Source organism: Pseudomonas sp. Z3-6 (assembly GCF_051131985.1).
In the GTDB taxonomy this organism is placed as follows: domain Bacteria; phylum Pseudomonadota; class Gammaproteobacteria; order Pseudomonadales; family Pseudomonadaceae; genus Aquipseudomonas; species Aquipseudomonas zanjanensis.
On the sequence record NZ_CP071644.1, the window covers coordinates 91,705 to 104,739 of the forward strand.

Below are 13,035 nucleotides of genomic sequence, written 5' to 3' on the forward strand. Positions count from 1 at the left end.
GCGTTTGAGGCAACCATGGCAGAGACAACCGCTTCGGGCTATATCCAGCACCACTTGCAGAACCTGACCTTCGGTCAGCTACCCAACGGCGGCTGGGGCTTCGCCCATACCGCAGCAGAAGCCAAGGAAATGGGCTTCTGGGCTTTCCACGTCGATACCCTCGGCTGGTCGGTCGCACTGGGCCTGATCTTCGTTCTTCTTTTCCGCATGGCGGCCAAGAAGGCGACTTCCGGTCAGCCAGGTGCACTGCAGAACTTCGTTGAAGTACTGGTCGAATTCGTCGATGGCAGCGTGAAAGACAGCTTCCATGGGCGCAGCCCGGTGATCGCACCGCTGGCACTGACCATCTTCGTCTGGGTGTTCCTGATGAACGCCATCGACCTGGTACCGGTCGACTGGATTCCTCAGTTGGCCATCCTGATCTCCGGCGATGCACACATCCCATTCCGCGCCGTGTCGACCACCGACCCGAACGCGACCCTGGGCATGGCGTTCTCGGTTTTCGCACTGATTATTTTCTATAGCATCAAGGTCAAGGGCATCGGCGGCTTCATCGGCGAACTGACCCTGCACCCGTTCGGCAGCAAGAACATCCTCGTTCAGGCCCTGCTGATCCCGGTGAACTTCCTGTTGGAATTCGTGACCCTGATCGCCAAACCGATTTCTCTGGCACTGCGTCTGTTCGGCAACATGTATGCCGGCGAACTGGTGTTCATCCTGATCGCTGTGATGTTCGGCAGCGGCCTGCTGTGGCTCAGCGGCCTGGGTGTAGTCCTGCAATGGGCGTGGGCTGTGTTCCACATCCTGATCATCACCCTGCAGGCGTTCATCTTCATGATGCTGACCATCGTCTACCTGTCGATGGCGCACGAAGAAAACCATTAAGGCCAGTCTCGACTAGTCTGATGTCCTTCCCGGTCAAACGGGAAGGAGCCCGAACCGGGCTGAGAAACGATTTGTTTTACCGCTTTAATCTAAAAAACCTAAACCATACGACGTAAAAGTCGGGAGGAAAGATGGAAACTGTAGTTGGTCTAACCGCTATCGCTGTTGCACTGTTGATCGGCCTGGGCGCACTGGGTACCGCAATTGGTTTCGGCCTGTTGGGCGGCAAGTTCCTGGAAGGCGCCGCGCGTCAGCCAGAAATGGTTCCAATGCTGCAAGTCAAAATGTTCATCGTGGCCGGTCTGCTCGACGCCGTGACCATGATCGGTGTTGGTATCGCGCTGTTCTTCACCTTTGCGAACCCGTTCGTTGGTCAAATCGCTGGCTAATTACTCGGATGTCTCGAGTAGATTGGTGTGATGGACAACGTAACTGCGAGGTGTTGGCGTGAACATTAATGCGACCCTGATTGGCCAGTCCGTTGCGTTCCTGATTTTTGTACTGTTCTGCATGAAGTTCGTATGGCCTCCGGTCATTGCGGCATTGCACGAACGTCAAAAGAAGATCGCTGATGGTCTGGACGCTGCCAGCCGTGCAGCTCGCGACCTGGAGTTGGCCCATGAGAAAGTGGGTCAGCAACTGCGCGAAGCGAAAGCTCAGGCAGCTGAAATCATCGAGCAAGCCAAGAAACGCGGTACCCAGATTGTCGACGAAGCCCGTGAACAGGCTCGCGTCGAAGCTGACCGTGTGAAGGCTCAGGCTCAAGCCGAGATCGAACAGGAACTCAACAGTGTCAAAGACGCGCTGCGTGCCCAAGTGGGTGCCCTGGCCGTTGGCGGTGCTTCGAAGATCCTGGGTGCCACAATCGATCAAAACGCGCACGCAGAGCTGGTTAACCAACTGGCTGCTGAAATCTAAGCGAGGGCGATCATGGCAGAACTGACCACGTTGGCCCGACCTTACGCTAAGGCGGCCTTCGAGCACGCTCAGGCCCACCAGCAACTGGCCAATTGGTCAGCCATGCTCGGCCTGGCTGCAGCGGTGTCGCAAGACGACACCATGCAGCGCGTGCTCAAGGCCCCGCGACTGACGAGCGCAGAAAAGGCCGCCACGTTCATTGACGTGTGCGGCGACAAGTTCGATGCCAAGGCACAGAATTTCATTCACGTCGTTGCCGAAAACGACCGTCTCCTGCTTCTGCCGGAGATCGCCACTCTTTTCGACCTGTACAAGGCCGAGCAAGAGAAGTCGGTAGACGTGGAAGTGACCAGTGCTTTCGCATTGAACCAAGAACAGCAAGACAAACTCGCCAAGGTTCTCAGTGCACGACTCAACCGGGAAGTGCGCCTGCAAGTCGAGGAAGACAAGTCCCTGATAGGGGGCGTTGTAATCCGCGCCGGCGACCTGGTTATCGATGGCTCGATTCGCGGCAAAATCGCGAAACTTGCCGAAGCATTGAAATCTTGAGTTTGAAGGGGCAGCAGAGCAATGCAGCAACTCAATCCTTCCGAAATAAGTGAAATTATCAAGGGCCGCATCGACAAGCTCGATGTGACCTCCCAAGCCCGTAACGAAGGCACTGTCGTCAGCGTATCTGACGGTATCGTGCGGATTCACGGTCTGGCCGACGTCATGTACGGCGAGATGATCGAGTTTCCGGGCGGCGTCTACGGTATGGCCCTCAACCTGGAGCAAGACTCCGTAGGTGCCGTTGTACTGGGTTCCTACCAGTCGCTGGCCGAAGGCATGAGCGCCAAGTGCACCGGCCGCATCCTCGAAGTTCCGGTTGGTAAGGAACTGCTGGGTCGCGTCGTCGACGCACTGGGCAACCCTGTTGACGGCAAAGGTCCGCTGAACAACACCGAGACCGACGCGGTCGAGAAAGTTGCTCCTGGCGTGATCTGGCGTAAGTCGGTAGACCAGCCTGTACAGACTGGCTACAAGGCTGTCGATGCCATGATCCCTGTCGGCCGTGGCCAGCGTGAGCTGATCATCGGTGACCGTCAGATCGGTAAGACCGCTCTGGCGATCGACGCGATCATCAACCAGAAGAACAGCGGCATTTTCTGCGTCTACGTAGCCATTGGTCAGAAGCAATCGACCATCGCCAACGTGGTTCGCAAGCTGGAAGAAAACGGCGCCCTGGCCAACACCATCATCGTGGCGGCCAGCGCATCGGAATCTCCTGCGCTGCAGTTCCTGGCACCGTACTCCGGTTGCACCATGGGCGAATACTTCCGCGACCGCGGTGAAGACGCGCTGATCGTTTATGACGATCTGTCCAAGCAGGCAGTGGCTTACCGCCAGATCTCCCTGCTGCTGCGCCGTCCACCAGGCCGTGAAGCCTACCCAGGCGACGTGTTCTATCTCCACTCCCGTCTCCTGGAGCGCGCATCCCGCGTTTCGGAAGAGTACGTAGAGAAGTTCACCAACGGCGCAGTGACCGGCAAGACCGGCTCCCTGACCGCTCTGCCGATCATCGAAACCCAGGCTGGCGACGTTTCCGCGTTCGTTCCGACCAACGTGATTTCCATCACCGACGGTCAGATCTTCCTGGAATCGGCCATGTTCAACTCCGGGATCCGTCCTGCTGTGAACGCCGGTGTTTCGGTATCCCGTGTGGGTGGTGCCGCTCAGACCAAGATCATCAAGAAGCTGTCCGGTGGTATCCGTACCGCCCTGGCCCAGTATCGTGAACTGGCGGCATTCGCCCAGTTCGCTTCTGACCTGGACGAAGCGACCCGTAAGCAACTTGAGCATGGTCAGCGCGTTACCGAGCTGATGAAGCAGAAGCAATACGCACCAATGTCGATCGCTGACATGGCGCTGTCGCTGTATGCCGCTGAGCGTGGGTTCCTGACTGACGTTGAAATCGCCAAGGTCGGCAGCTTTGAACAAGCGCTGATTGCTTACTTCAACCGCGATCACGCCGACTTGTTGGCCAAGATCAACGTGAAGGGTGACTTCAATGACGAAATCGACGCTGGCATGAAAGCCGGTATCGAGAAGTTCAAGGCCACCCAAACCTGGTAAGCCGCAGCGGGAGTCGCAAGGCTCCCGCTTGCTAACCTGATAGGTGTTACATGGCAGGCGCAAAAGAGATTCGCAGTAAGATTGCGAGCATCAAAAGCACGCAAAAAATTACCAGCGCCATGGAAAAAGTGGCGGTCAGCAAAATGCGCAAGGCTCAAATGCGCATGGCTGCTAGCCGCCCTTATGCGGAGCGCATCCGCCAGGTTATTGGTCATCTGGCCAACGCCAACCCGGAATATCGCCACCCGTTCATGATCGACCGTGCTATCAAGCGCGTCGGTTACGTCGTGGTGAGCAGTGACCGTGGTCTGTGTGGTGGCTTGAACACCAACCTGTTCAAGGCCCTGGTCAAGGACATGGCTGTAAACCGCGAACAAGGCGTCGAGATCGATCTGTGCGTGATTGGTAGCAAGGGTGCGGCTTTCTTCCGCAACTTCGGCGGCAACGTCGTCGCTGCTATCAGCCACCTGGGTGAAGAACCGTCGATCAATGACCTGATCGGCAGCGTCAAGGTGATGCTGGATGCTTACCTGGAAGGCCGGATTGACCGCCTGTCCGTGGTATCCAACAAGTTCATCAACACCATGACGCAACAGCCAACCGTGGAGCAATTGGTTCCACTGGTGGCGACCCCGGAACAGGAACTCAAGCACCACTGGGACTATCTCTACGAACCGGATGCCAAGGAGCTGCTTGACGGCTTGATGGTCCGCTACGTGGAGTCGCAGGTCTACCAGGCGGTGGTCGAGAACAACGCAGCTGAACAAGCGGCGCGGATGATCGCGATGAAGAACGCTACCGACAACGCCGGTGATTTGATCAGCGATTTGCAGCTGATCTACAACAAGGCGCGTCAGGCTGCGATCACCCAAGAGATCTCGGAAATCGTCGGCGGCGCTGCCGCGGTTTAACGGTTCAAATATTCAGAGGATCCAGCTATGAGTAGCGGACGTATCGTTCAAATCATCGGCGCCGTTATCGACGTGGAATTCCCACGCGACAGCGTACCGAGCATCTACAACGCGCTGAAAGTACAAGGCGCGGAAACTACCCTGGAAGTTCAGCAGCAGCTGGGCGACGGCATCGTTCGTACCATTGCGATGGGTTCTACCGAAGGCTTGAAGCGCGGTCTGGACGTTGTCGACTCTGGCGCTGCCATCTCCGTACCGGTCGGTAAAGCGACCCTGGGCCGGATCATGGACGTACTGGGTAACCCGATCGACGAAGCGGGTCCGATCGACACCGAAGAGCGCTGGGGCATTCACCGTCCTGCGCCATCCTTCGCTGAACAGGCGGGCGGCAACGACCTGCTGGAAACCGGCATCAAGGTTATCGACCTGGTTTGCCCGTTCGCCAAGGGCGGTAAAGTCGGTCTGTTCGGTGGTGCCGGTGTAGGCAAGACCGTAAACATGATGGAACTGATCCGTAACATCGCCATCGAGCACAGCGGTTATTCCGTGTTCGCGGGTGTGGGTGAGCGTACTCGTGAGGGTAACGACTTCTACCACGAGATGAAGGATTCCAACGTTCTGGACAAAGTGGCACTGGTCTACGGCCAGATGAACGAGCCGCCGGGAAACCGTCTGCGCGTAGCCCTGACCGGCCTGACCATGGCCGAGAAGTTCCGTGACGAAGGTAACGACGTTCTGCTGTTCGTCGACAACATCTACCGTTACACCCTGGCCGGTACCGAAGTTTCCGCACTGCTGGGCCGTATGCCTTCGGCCGTAGGTTACCAGCCGACCCTGGCTGAAGAGATGGGCGTTCTGCAAGAACGTATCACTTCGACCAAGGAAGGTTCGATCACTTCGATCCAAGCGGTATACGTACCTGCGGATGACTTGACCGACCCGTCGCCAGCGACCACCTTCGCCCACTTGGACGCCACCGTCGTTCTGTCCCGTGACATCGCTTCCCTGGGTATCTACCCAGCGGTTGACCCACTGGACTCGACTTCGCGCCAGCTGGACCCGAACGTGATCGGCCAGGAGCACTACGACACCGCTCGCGGCGTCCAGTACGTGCTGCAGCGCTACAAAGAGCTGAAGGACATCATTGCGATCCTGGGTATGGACGAGCTGTCGGAAGCCGACAAGCAGTTGGTATCCCGCGCTCGTAAGATCCAGCGCTTCTTGTCGCAGCCGTTCTTCGTGGCTGAAGTCTTCACCGGTGCCTCGGGTAAATACGTTTCCCTGAAAGACACCATTGCTGGCTTCAAAGGCATCCTCAACGGTGACTACGACCACCTGCCAGAACAAGCGTTCTACATGGTCGGCGGCATCGAAGAAGCGATCGAGAAAGCCAAGAAACTGTAATCCCGGCGCCCGGCAACGGGCGCTAATTTAGGTTGAGGCAATCAGATGGCTATGACAGTCCATTGCGATATCGTCAGTGCGGAAGGGGAAATCTTCTCCGGTCTGGTCGAGATGGTGATTGCGCATGGTGAGCTGGGGGATCTTGGTATCGCTCTGGGTCACGCACCGCTGATCACTAATCTGAAACCGGGTCCGATCCGCTTGATCAAGCAGGGCGGGGAAGCCGAGGTGTATTACATCTCCGGTGGTTTCCTCGAGGTTCAGCCGAACATGGTCAAGGTCCTTGCCGACACTGTGCAACGTGCTGCCGACCTGGACGAAGCCTCCGCTCAGGAGGCCGTCAAGGCCGCCGAGAAGGCCCTGCACGAGCGAGGCGCGGAGTTCGACTACGGTTCTGCTGCTGCACGTCTGGCAGAAGCCGCAGCCCAGCTGCGTACGCTTCAGCAGATCCGCAAGAAGTAAGCGGCTAAGCCGTCTGCTTTCTGTGCGATTGATTAAAAAGGGTAGCCTCGGCTACCCTTTTTTCTTTTCCCGACATTCATTACCTGGTCGCAGCCGCTGACCACCCAGGATTGGTAGCCAGTCATGTCTCTTGAAATCGTTATCCTCGCGGCCGGCCAAGGCACCCGCATGCGTTCGGCGTTGCCCAAGGTCTTGCACCCGATCGCCGGCAATTCCATGCTCGGTCATGTTATCCACAGCGCCCGGCAACTTGATCCACAGCGCATTCACGTGGTGATCGGCCATGGTGCCGATGCGGTGCGCGAGCGCCTGGCGGCGGACGACCTGAATTTCGTCCTGCAGGACAAGCAACTGGGCACTGGCCATGCCGTGGCCCAGGCCGTGCCGTTCATCACGGCCAATACGGTGCTGATTCTCTACGGCGATGTGCCGCTGATCGAAGTCGAGACCTTGCAGCGCTTGCTCAAGCAGGTCGCGCCACAGCAGTTGGGTTTGCTGACCGTCGAACTGGATGATCCCACCGGCTATGGCCGCATTGTGCGCAACGCCGACGGCCAAGTGACGGCAATCGTCGAGCAAAAAGACGCCAACGAAGCCCAGCGCGCGATCACCGAGGGCAACACCGGTATTCTCGCGGTGCCGGCCGAGCGCCTGGGTGACTGGATGAGTCGTCTGTCGAACAACAACGCCCAGGGCGAGTATTACCTGACCGATGTGATTGCCATGGCCGTTGCCGACGGGCTGGTCGTCGCCACCGAGCAGCCGCTGGACGCCATGGAAGTGCAGGGCGCCAACGATCGCCGACAACTGGCCGAGCTGGAGCGCCACTACCAACTGCGCGCCGCCCGCCGCCTGATGGCCCAAGGCGTGACCCTGCGCGACCCTGCCCGTTTTGACGTGCGCGGTGAAGTCAGCGTAGGTCGCGACGTGGTCATCGACATCAATGTCATTCTCGAAGGCAAGGTCGTCATCGAAGATGACGTGATCATCGGCCCGAACTGCGTGATCAAGGACAGCACCCTGCGCAAAGGCGTGGTGATCAAGGCCAACAGCCATCTCGACGGCGCGGTCATGGGCGAAGGCAGCGATGCCGGCCCGTTTGCCCGCTTGCGCCCAGGCTCGGTGCTGGAAGCCCGGGCCCATGTGGGTAACTTCGTCGAGCTCAAGAACGCTCATCTGGGCGAAGGCGCCAAGGCTGGCCACCTGACCTACCTGGGTGACGCTGAAGTCGGTGCGCGCACCAACATCGGCGCCGGCACCATCACCTGCAACTACGATGGCGCCAACAAGTGGAAAACCGTTCTAGGCGAAGATGTTTTCATCGGTTCCAACAACTCTTTGGTGGCGCCTGTGGATATCTCCAGCGGTGCGACCACGGCGGCCGGTTCGACCCTGACCCAGAATGTGGATAACGGCCAATTGGCAGTCGGACGCGCCCGCCAGCGCAACATTGATGGCTGGAAGCGACCAGAGAAAATCAAGAAGCCCTGAAGTTATCCACATCCCCCTTGTGGGAGCGGGCTTGCTCGCGAAAGCGGTGGTTCAGCCAATTAATTCGTTGCTGACCCAACGCATTCGCGAGCAAGCCCGCTCCCACATTCGATTTGCGGGATTTCTGAATTTTTCTATCGGCGCCTTGACGATACCGTCGCAATAGGTTTTGATTGCTTACGTTATCTTTCGAATCGAAACTTAAGCCGCCATGTCGAAACGCAACACGCCACAGCGCCGTCACAACATCCTTGCTTTGCTCCAAGAGCAGGGCGAGGTCAGTGTGGATGAGTTGGCCAAGCGCTTCGAAACCTCGGAGGTTACGATTCGCAAGGACCTTGCCGCCCTGGAGACCAATGGCCTGCTGCTGCGTCGCTACGGTGGTGCGGTGCCGATGCCGCAGGAGTTGGTGGCCGATAACGGGCAAACCGTTTCCAAGTACAAACTCGCCATTGCCCGGGCCGCTGTGAAGCGGATCCGCGAACATGCGCGGATCATCATCGACAGCGGCAGCACGACCGCCGCCATGATCCCTCAACTCGGCCAACAGCCGGGCCTGGTGGTGATGACCAATTCCCTGCATGTCGCCAATGCCTTGAGCGAACTGGAGCACGAACCGGTACTGTTGATGACCGGCGGTACCTGGGACCCTCACTCCGAGTCGTTCCAGGGGCAGGTGGCCGAGCAAGTGCTGCGTTCCTACGATTTCGACCAGTTGTTCATCGGCGCCGACGGCATCGATCTGGTTCGAGGTACCACCACCTTCAACGAACTGCTGGGCCTGAGCCGCGTGATGGCTGAGGTTGCCCGGGAAGTGATCGTGATGGTGGAGGCCGACAAGATCGGCCGCAAGATCCCCAACCTGGAACTGCCGTGGAGCAGCGTCCATACCCTCATTACCGATGATCGCCTGCCCGTAGAGGCCCGCGATCAGATTCAGGCCCGCGGCATTACCGTGATCTGCGCGCCTGTCAGCCAGGAGAAGTAGCATGTGTGGAATTGTCGGCGCCGTTGCTGAACGCAACATCACTGCCATCTTGCTTGAAGGTCTCAAGCGTCTCGAATATCGCGGCTACGACAGCGCGGGTGTAGCGGTGTTCACCCAAGACGAGAAGCTCGAGCGCATGCGTCGCCCAGGCAAGGTCAGCGAGCTGGAACAGGCGCTGGACGCCGAACCACTGCTCGGTCGCCTGGGCATCGCCCACACCCGTTGGGCCACCCATGGCGCGCCATGCGAGCGTAACGCTCACCCGCATTTCTCCGGCGACCTGGCGGTGGTGCACAACGGCATCATCGAAAACCATGAAGCCCTGCGTGAACAGCTCAAGGCGCTCGGTTATGTGTTCACTTCGGACACTGACACTGAAGTCATCGCCCATCTGCTCAACCACAAGCTCAAGGACCTGGCAGACCTGACTGTCGCCCTCAAGGCAACCGTCAAGGAACTGCACGGTGCCTACGGCCTGGCGGTCATCAGCGCGAAACAACCCGATCGCCTGGTGGCAGCCCGCAGCGGCAGCCCCTTGGTCATCGGCCTGGGCCTGGGGGAAAACTTCCTCGCTTCCGATCAGTTGGCGCTGCGTCAGGTCACCGACCGCTTCATGTACCTGGAAGAAGGCGACATCGCCGAGATTCGCCGCGACAGCGTGCAGATCTGGGACCTGGATGGCAAAAGCGTGGAACGTGAAACCGTCCAGTACCGCGACGGGGCCGAAGCCGCCGACAAGGGCGAGTTCCGCCACTTCATGCTCAAGGAAATCCACGAGCAACCGGCCGTGGTGCAACGCACCCTGGAAGGCCGCCTGAGCCAGAGCCAGGTGCTGGTCCAAGCGTTCGGTCCACAGGCGGCCGAGTTGTTCGCCAAGGTCCGCAACGTGCAGATCGTCGCCTGCGGCACCAGTTACCACGCCGGCATGGTCGCCCGTTACTGGCTGGAAGAGCTGGCCGGTATCCCGTGCCAGGTCGAAGTCGCCAGCGAGTTCCGTTATCGCAAGGTAGTGGTGCAACCCGACACGCTGTTCGTCACCATTTCCCAATCCGGCGAAACCGCCGACACCCTGGCTGCCCTGCGTAACGCCAAGGAACTGGGTTTTCTCGCCAGCCTGGCGATCTGCAACGTCGGTATCAGCTCGCTGGTGCGTGAGTCCGACCTGACCCTGCTGACCCAGGCCGGTCGTGAGATCGGCGTGGCGTCGACCAAGGCGTTCACCACGCAACTGGTGGGTCTGCTGTTGCTGACACTGTCCCTGGGCCAGGTCCGTGGCACGCTGGGTGAGGGCGTCGAGGCCAAGCTGGTGGAAGAACTGCGTCGCCTGCCGGCCCGCCTGGGCGAAGCCTTGGCCATGGACAGCACTGTGGAAAAAATCGCCGAGCTGTTCGCCGAGAAGAACCACACCCTGTTCCTGGGCCGTGGCGCGCAATTCCCGGTGGCGATGGAAGGAGCCTTGAAGCTCAAGGAAATCTCCTACATCCACGCCGAGGCCTACCCGGCCGGCGAGCTCAAGCACGGCCCGCTGGCGCTTGTGGATAACGACATGCCCGTGGTCACGGTCGCGCCGAACAACGAGCTGCTGGAAAAGCTCAAGTCCAACTTGCAGGAAGTGCGCGCCCGTGGCGGCCAGTTGATTGTCTTCGCCGACGAGAAGGCCGGCATGACCAACGGCGAAGGCACCCACGTGGTGCACATGCCGCACATCCACGACATCCTGTCGCCGATTCTCTACACCATCCCGCTGCAGTTGTTGTCGTACTACGTCGCCGTGCTCAAGGGCACCGATGTGGACCAGCCGCGTAACCTGGCGAAATCGGTCACGGTCGAGTAAGGCCGGAGCGCGGGCCAGGGAGCTAGCCTGTCGGCTAGGATCCGAAACGCTCAAAAACCAACCCCCTGAAATTCAGGGGGTTTTTTATTGGGAGCAAAAAACTTCAGGCCGACTTCGCCCAAGGAGCAACGATTCGATACGCCTGGTTCACCCGCCCTGTTCGTCGTATTCACGGTACGCCGCTGAACAACTGCGTTGACAACGTGAGGCATAGGTGATGATATCGAGTCATACGACAACGTATGACATCAAAAATAATAAAAACGAAAGGCGCAGTCATGTTTTCTACATTTGCCGCCCAGCGAATTTGCAGTCCATCGGCCCCACGCGTTATCGCCGTGCGCCCGCTATCTTCTTTTTTACCTTCCGAAAAACCCTGCCCTCCAATGCAGTCGAATTCCGCGATCTCAACGCTCGATCAGTCTCGCCTGGCGTTAGTGCTGGGCCTGTTCGTTTCCTGCTCAACTTCAAACCCACAATGAATGGCCGTACCCGGAGAACAATAATGAAGAAAACACTCTGCGCCTCTTTGATCGCCTCGTTCCTGAGCCTGACCGCCGGCACGGCAGTGGCCGCCGACGCAAGCGATTGGCCAAGTCGTCCGGTACAGGTCGTAGTGATCGCCAACGCCGGCGGTGACACTGATTTCAACGCACGGATGATGGCCAAGTACTTCACCAAGGTCACTGGCAAGACCATGGTGGTCACCAACATGGCCGGTGGGGGCGGCACCATCGCCGCCGATGCGGTCAAGAGCGCAGCGCCGGATGGCAATACCATCCTGTTTACTCACACCGGCCAGTTGATCGTCAACGAGGTCGCGGGGCTGTCCGAAGACCGTTTCGATGCGTTCGATATTTCCTGCATCGCTGGCGTCGACAAGGGCGCTGTGTTCGTCTCGGCGAAAAGCTCGGGCATCGACAGCCTCGACCAGCTGATCGAGAAGGCCAAGGCCAAGCCCGGCACCATCACCTACGGCACCGAGATGGGTAACTTCTCTCATCTGCAAGGCTTGATGTTCGAGAAGCTCGCCGGCGTGAAATTGAAAATGGTCGACAGCGGCACCGTCTCGGAAAAAATCGTTGCCTTGCTGGGCAAGCGCATCGACCTCGGTGCGATCAGCTATGGCTCGGTCCAGGATTACATTTCCAGCGGCAAGATGACCGCCCTGGGCCAACCTAACGCTGAGCGCAACGCGCTGCTGGGCGACGTCAAGACCTTCAAGGAACAAGGCGTGGACCTGGTCCTGGACAAGCCTTACGTCGTCGCTTTCCCGAAAGGCACCGACCCGGCCATCGTCAAGAAAATGGCCGACACCATGAAGAAAATCACCGAAGAGCCGGAATATGCCGAAGAACTGAAGAAGTCCTTCAAGCAGCCGGTCAGCTTCCAGGGCACCGAAGAAGCCATCGCTACGTTGAACAAAACCCGCGACAGCTTCATGCAGTTCAAGGACGAGATGCGTAAAGCCAAATAATTTTGCGTAACGGTTCGGGTGCGCGCCGCGCTGGCCAGCACCCGACACCCCGTCCTTCCCAGCAAGAGGAGCCTGTATGGATTCCTATAAAAGAAACGAGTTGATCGCCGGCCTGGCCATGCTCGGCGCCGGCATCGCTTACTTGGTATTGACCATGAACCTGCCGCGTCGCGGGACGGTCGATGCCGCGTTTGTCCCTTGGGTGCTCGCCGTGGCGTTGTGCCTGTTGGGTGCGTTGCAGTTGTGGGCCTGGCGAAAGCTGCCGGACAAAAGTGCCGAACCGGCGGAAAAGCCCGAGGCGATCGATTACCCAACGGTTATTAAATCCGTGGCATTGGTGCTGCTTTATACGGCGCTGATGGAGCCGGTGGGTTTCGTGATCACCACTGTGCTTTATCTCTATGCCCAGTTCATCGTACTCACTCCGGCGGATGAAAAGGTCAAGCACCTGCGATACGCGTTGATCGCGGTCGTCTCGTCTGTCCTGATCTTTTACATCTTTCGTCATGGCTTCGACTTGCTCCTGCCTGTCGGTTTATTGGATTTCTAG

The 13,035-nt window shown here is 58.7% G+C and carries 13 protein-coding genes; all 13 read left to right on the top strand.

What is annotated here, in order from left to right; genetic code table 11:
* Positions 1-15: 15 nt before the first annotated feature.
* The 13 genes from atpB to J3P88_RS00490 all read left to right on the top strand — a co-directional run bounded on the left by atpB (position 16) and on the right by J3P88_RS00490 (position 13,035).
* Complete coding sequence (gene atpB / locus J3P88_RS00430) at positions 16-885, top strand: F0F1 ATP synthase subunit A (RefSeq protein ID WP_039593180.1); 870 nt, start codon at positions 16-18, stop codon at positions 883-885.
* A 131-nt stretch (positions 886-1,016) separates the two neighbouring features.
* Positions 1,017-1,274 carry a F0F1 ATP synthase subunit C gene (atpE, locus tag J3P88_RS00435; RefSeq protein WP_003097235.1) on the top strand — a complete coding sequence of 86 codons (258 nt, stop codon included), beginning with the start codon at positions 1,017-1,019 and terminating at the stop codon, positions 1,272-1,274.
* Between the two features lie 58 nt (positions 1,275-1,332).
* Positions 1,333-1,803: a F0F1 ATP synthase subunit B gene (locus J3P88_RS00440; RefSeq protein ID WP_003187193.1), complete on the top strand. Its 471-nt coding sequence runs from the start codon at positions 1,333-1,335 to the stop codon at positions 1,801-1,803.
* A 12-nt stretch (positions 1,804-1,815) separates the two neighbouring features.
* Positions 1,816-2,352, top strand: coding sequence for a F0F1 ATP synthase subunit delta (locus J3P88_RS00445; protein ID WP_003207094.1), 537 nt, complete (start codon positions 1,816-1,818; stop codon positions 2,350-2,352).
* 21 nt (positions 2,353-2,373) lie between these two features.
* Positions 2,374-3,918: a F0F1 ATP synthase subunit alpha gene (atpA, locus tag J3P88_RS00450; RefSeq protein ID WP_003207093.1), complete on the top strand. Its 1,545-nt coding sequence runs from the start codon at positions 2,374-2,376 to the stop codon at positions 3,916-3,918.
* A gap of 50 nt (positions 3,919-3,968) precedes the next feature.
* Complete coding sequence (gene atpG, locus J3P88_RS00455) at positions 3,969-4,829, top strand: F0F1 ATP synthase subunit gamma (protein ID WP_014340988.1); 861 nt, start codon at positions 3,969-3,971, stop codon at positions 4,827-4,829.
* A 27-nt stretch (positions 4,830-4,856) separates the two neighbouring features.
* Positions 4,857-6,233, top strand: a complete 1,377-nt coding sequence (gene atpD, locus J3P88_RS00460) for a F0F1 ATP synthase subunit beta (RefSeq protein WP_014340987.1) — start codon at positions 4,857-4,859, stop codon at positions 6,231-6,233.
* Positions 6,234-6,278: 45 nt separating this feature from the next.
* Positions 6,279-6,695 carry a F0F1 ATP synthase subunit epsilon gene (locus tag J3P88_RS00465; RefSeq protein WP_186706462.1) on the top strand — a complete coding sequence of 139 codons (417 nt, stop codon included), beginning with the start codon at positions 6,279-6,281 and terminating at the stop codon, positions 6,693-6,695.
* Between the two features lie 123 nt (positions 6,696-6,818).
* Positions 6,819-8,186: a bifunctional UDP-N-acetylglucosamine diphosphorylase/glucosamine-1-phosphate N-acetyltransferase GlmU gene (glmU, locus tag J3P88_RS00470; protein ID WP_186706463.1), complete on the top strand. Its 1,368-nt coding sequence runs from the start codon at positions 6,819-6,821 to the stop codon at positions 8,184-8,186.
* Between the two features lie 211 nt (positions 8,187-8,397).
* Positions 8,398-9,174: a DeoR/GlpR family DNA-binding transcription regulator gene (locus J3P88_RS00475; protein WP_060739917.1), complete on the top strand. Its 777-nt coding sequence runs from the start codon at positions 8,398-8,400 to the stop codon at positions 9,172-9,174.
* Between the two features lies 1 nt (position 9,175).
* Positions 9,176-11,008, top strand: a complete 1,833-nt coding sequence (gene glmS, locus J3P88_RS00480; RefSeq protein ID WP_186706464.1) for a glutamine--fructose-6-phosphate transaminase (isomerizing) — start codon at positions 9,176-9,178, stop codon at positions 11,006-11,008.
* A 505-nt stretch (positions 11,009-11,513) separates the two neighbouring features.
* Entirely contained in the window at positions 11,514-12,485 is a 972-nt protein-coding gene (locus tag J3P88_RS00485; protein WP_434573389.1) for a tripartite tricarboxylate transporter substrate binding protein, read from the top strand.
* Between the two features lie 76 nt (positions 12,486-12,561).
* Complete coding sequence (locus J3P88_RS00490; RefSeq protein WP_434573391.1) at positions 12,562-13,035, top strand: tripartite tricarboxylate transporter TctB family protein; 474 nt, start codon at positions 12,562-12,564, stop codon at positions 13,033-13,035.

What these genes read in the sequence shown, in the direction of transcription:
- atpG (WP_014340988.1), top strand. Translation starts at nt 3,969, where the DNA reads ATGGCAGGCGCAAAAGAGATTCGCAGTAAGATTGCGAGCATCAAAAGC.
- J3P88_RS00465 (WP_186706462.1), top strand. Translation starts at nt 6,279, where the DNA reads ATGGCTATGACAGTCCATTGCGATATCGTCAGTGCGGAAGGGGAAATC.
- atpD (WP_014340987.1), top strand. Translation starts at nt 4,857, where the DNA reads ATGAGTAGCGGACGTATCGTTCAAATCATCGGCGCCGTTATCGACGTG.
- atpE (WP_003097235.1), top strand. Translation starts at nt 1,017, where the DNA reads ATGGAAACTGTAGTTGGTCTAACCGCTATCGCTGTTGCACTGTTGATC.
- J3P88_RS00485 (WP_434573389.1), top strand. Translation starts at nt 11,514, where the DNA reads ATGAAGAAAACACTCTGCGCCTCTTTGATCGCCTCGTTCCTGAGCCTG.
- J3P88_RS00445 (WP_003207094.1), top strand. Translation starts at nt 1,816, where the DNA reads ATGGCAGAACTGACCACGTTGGCCCGACCTTACGCTAAGGCGGCCTTC.
- atpA (WP_003207093.1), top strand. Translation starts at nt 2,374, where the DNA reads ATGCAGCAACTCAATCCTTCCGAAATAAGTGAAATTATCAAGGGCCGC.
- atpB (WP_039593180.1), top strand. Translation starts at nt 16, where the DNA reads ATGGCAGAGACAACCGCTTCGGGCTATATCCAGCACCACTTGCAGAAC.
- glmU (WP_186706463.1), top strand. Translation starts at nt 6,819, where the DNA reads ATGTCTCTTGAAATCGTTATCCTCGCGGCCGGCCAAGGCACCCGCATG.
- glmS (WP_186706464.1), top strand. Translation starts at nt 9,176, where the DNA reads ATGTGTGGAATTGTCGGCGCCGTTGCTGAACGCAACATCACTGCCATC.
- J3P88_RS00475 (WP_060739917.1), top strand. Translation starts at nt 8,398, where the DNA reads ATGTCGAAACGCAACACGCCACAGCGCCGTCACAACATCCTTGCTTTG.
- J3P88_RS00490 (WP_434573391.1), top strand. Translation starts at nt 12,562, where the DNA reads ATGGATTCCTATAAAAGAAACGAGTTGATCGCCGGCCTGGCCATGCTC.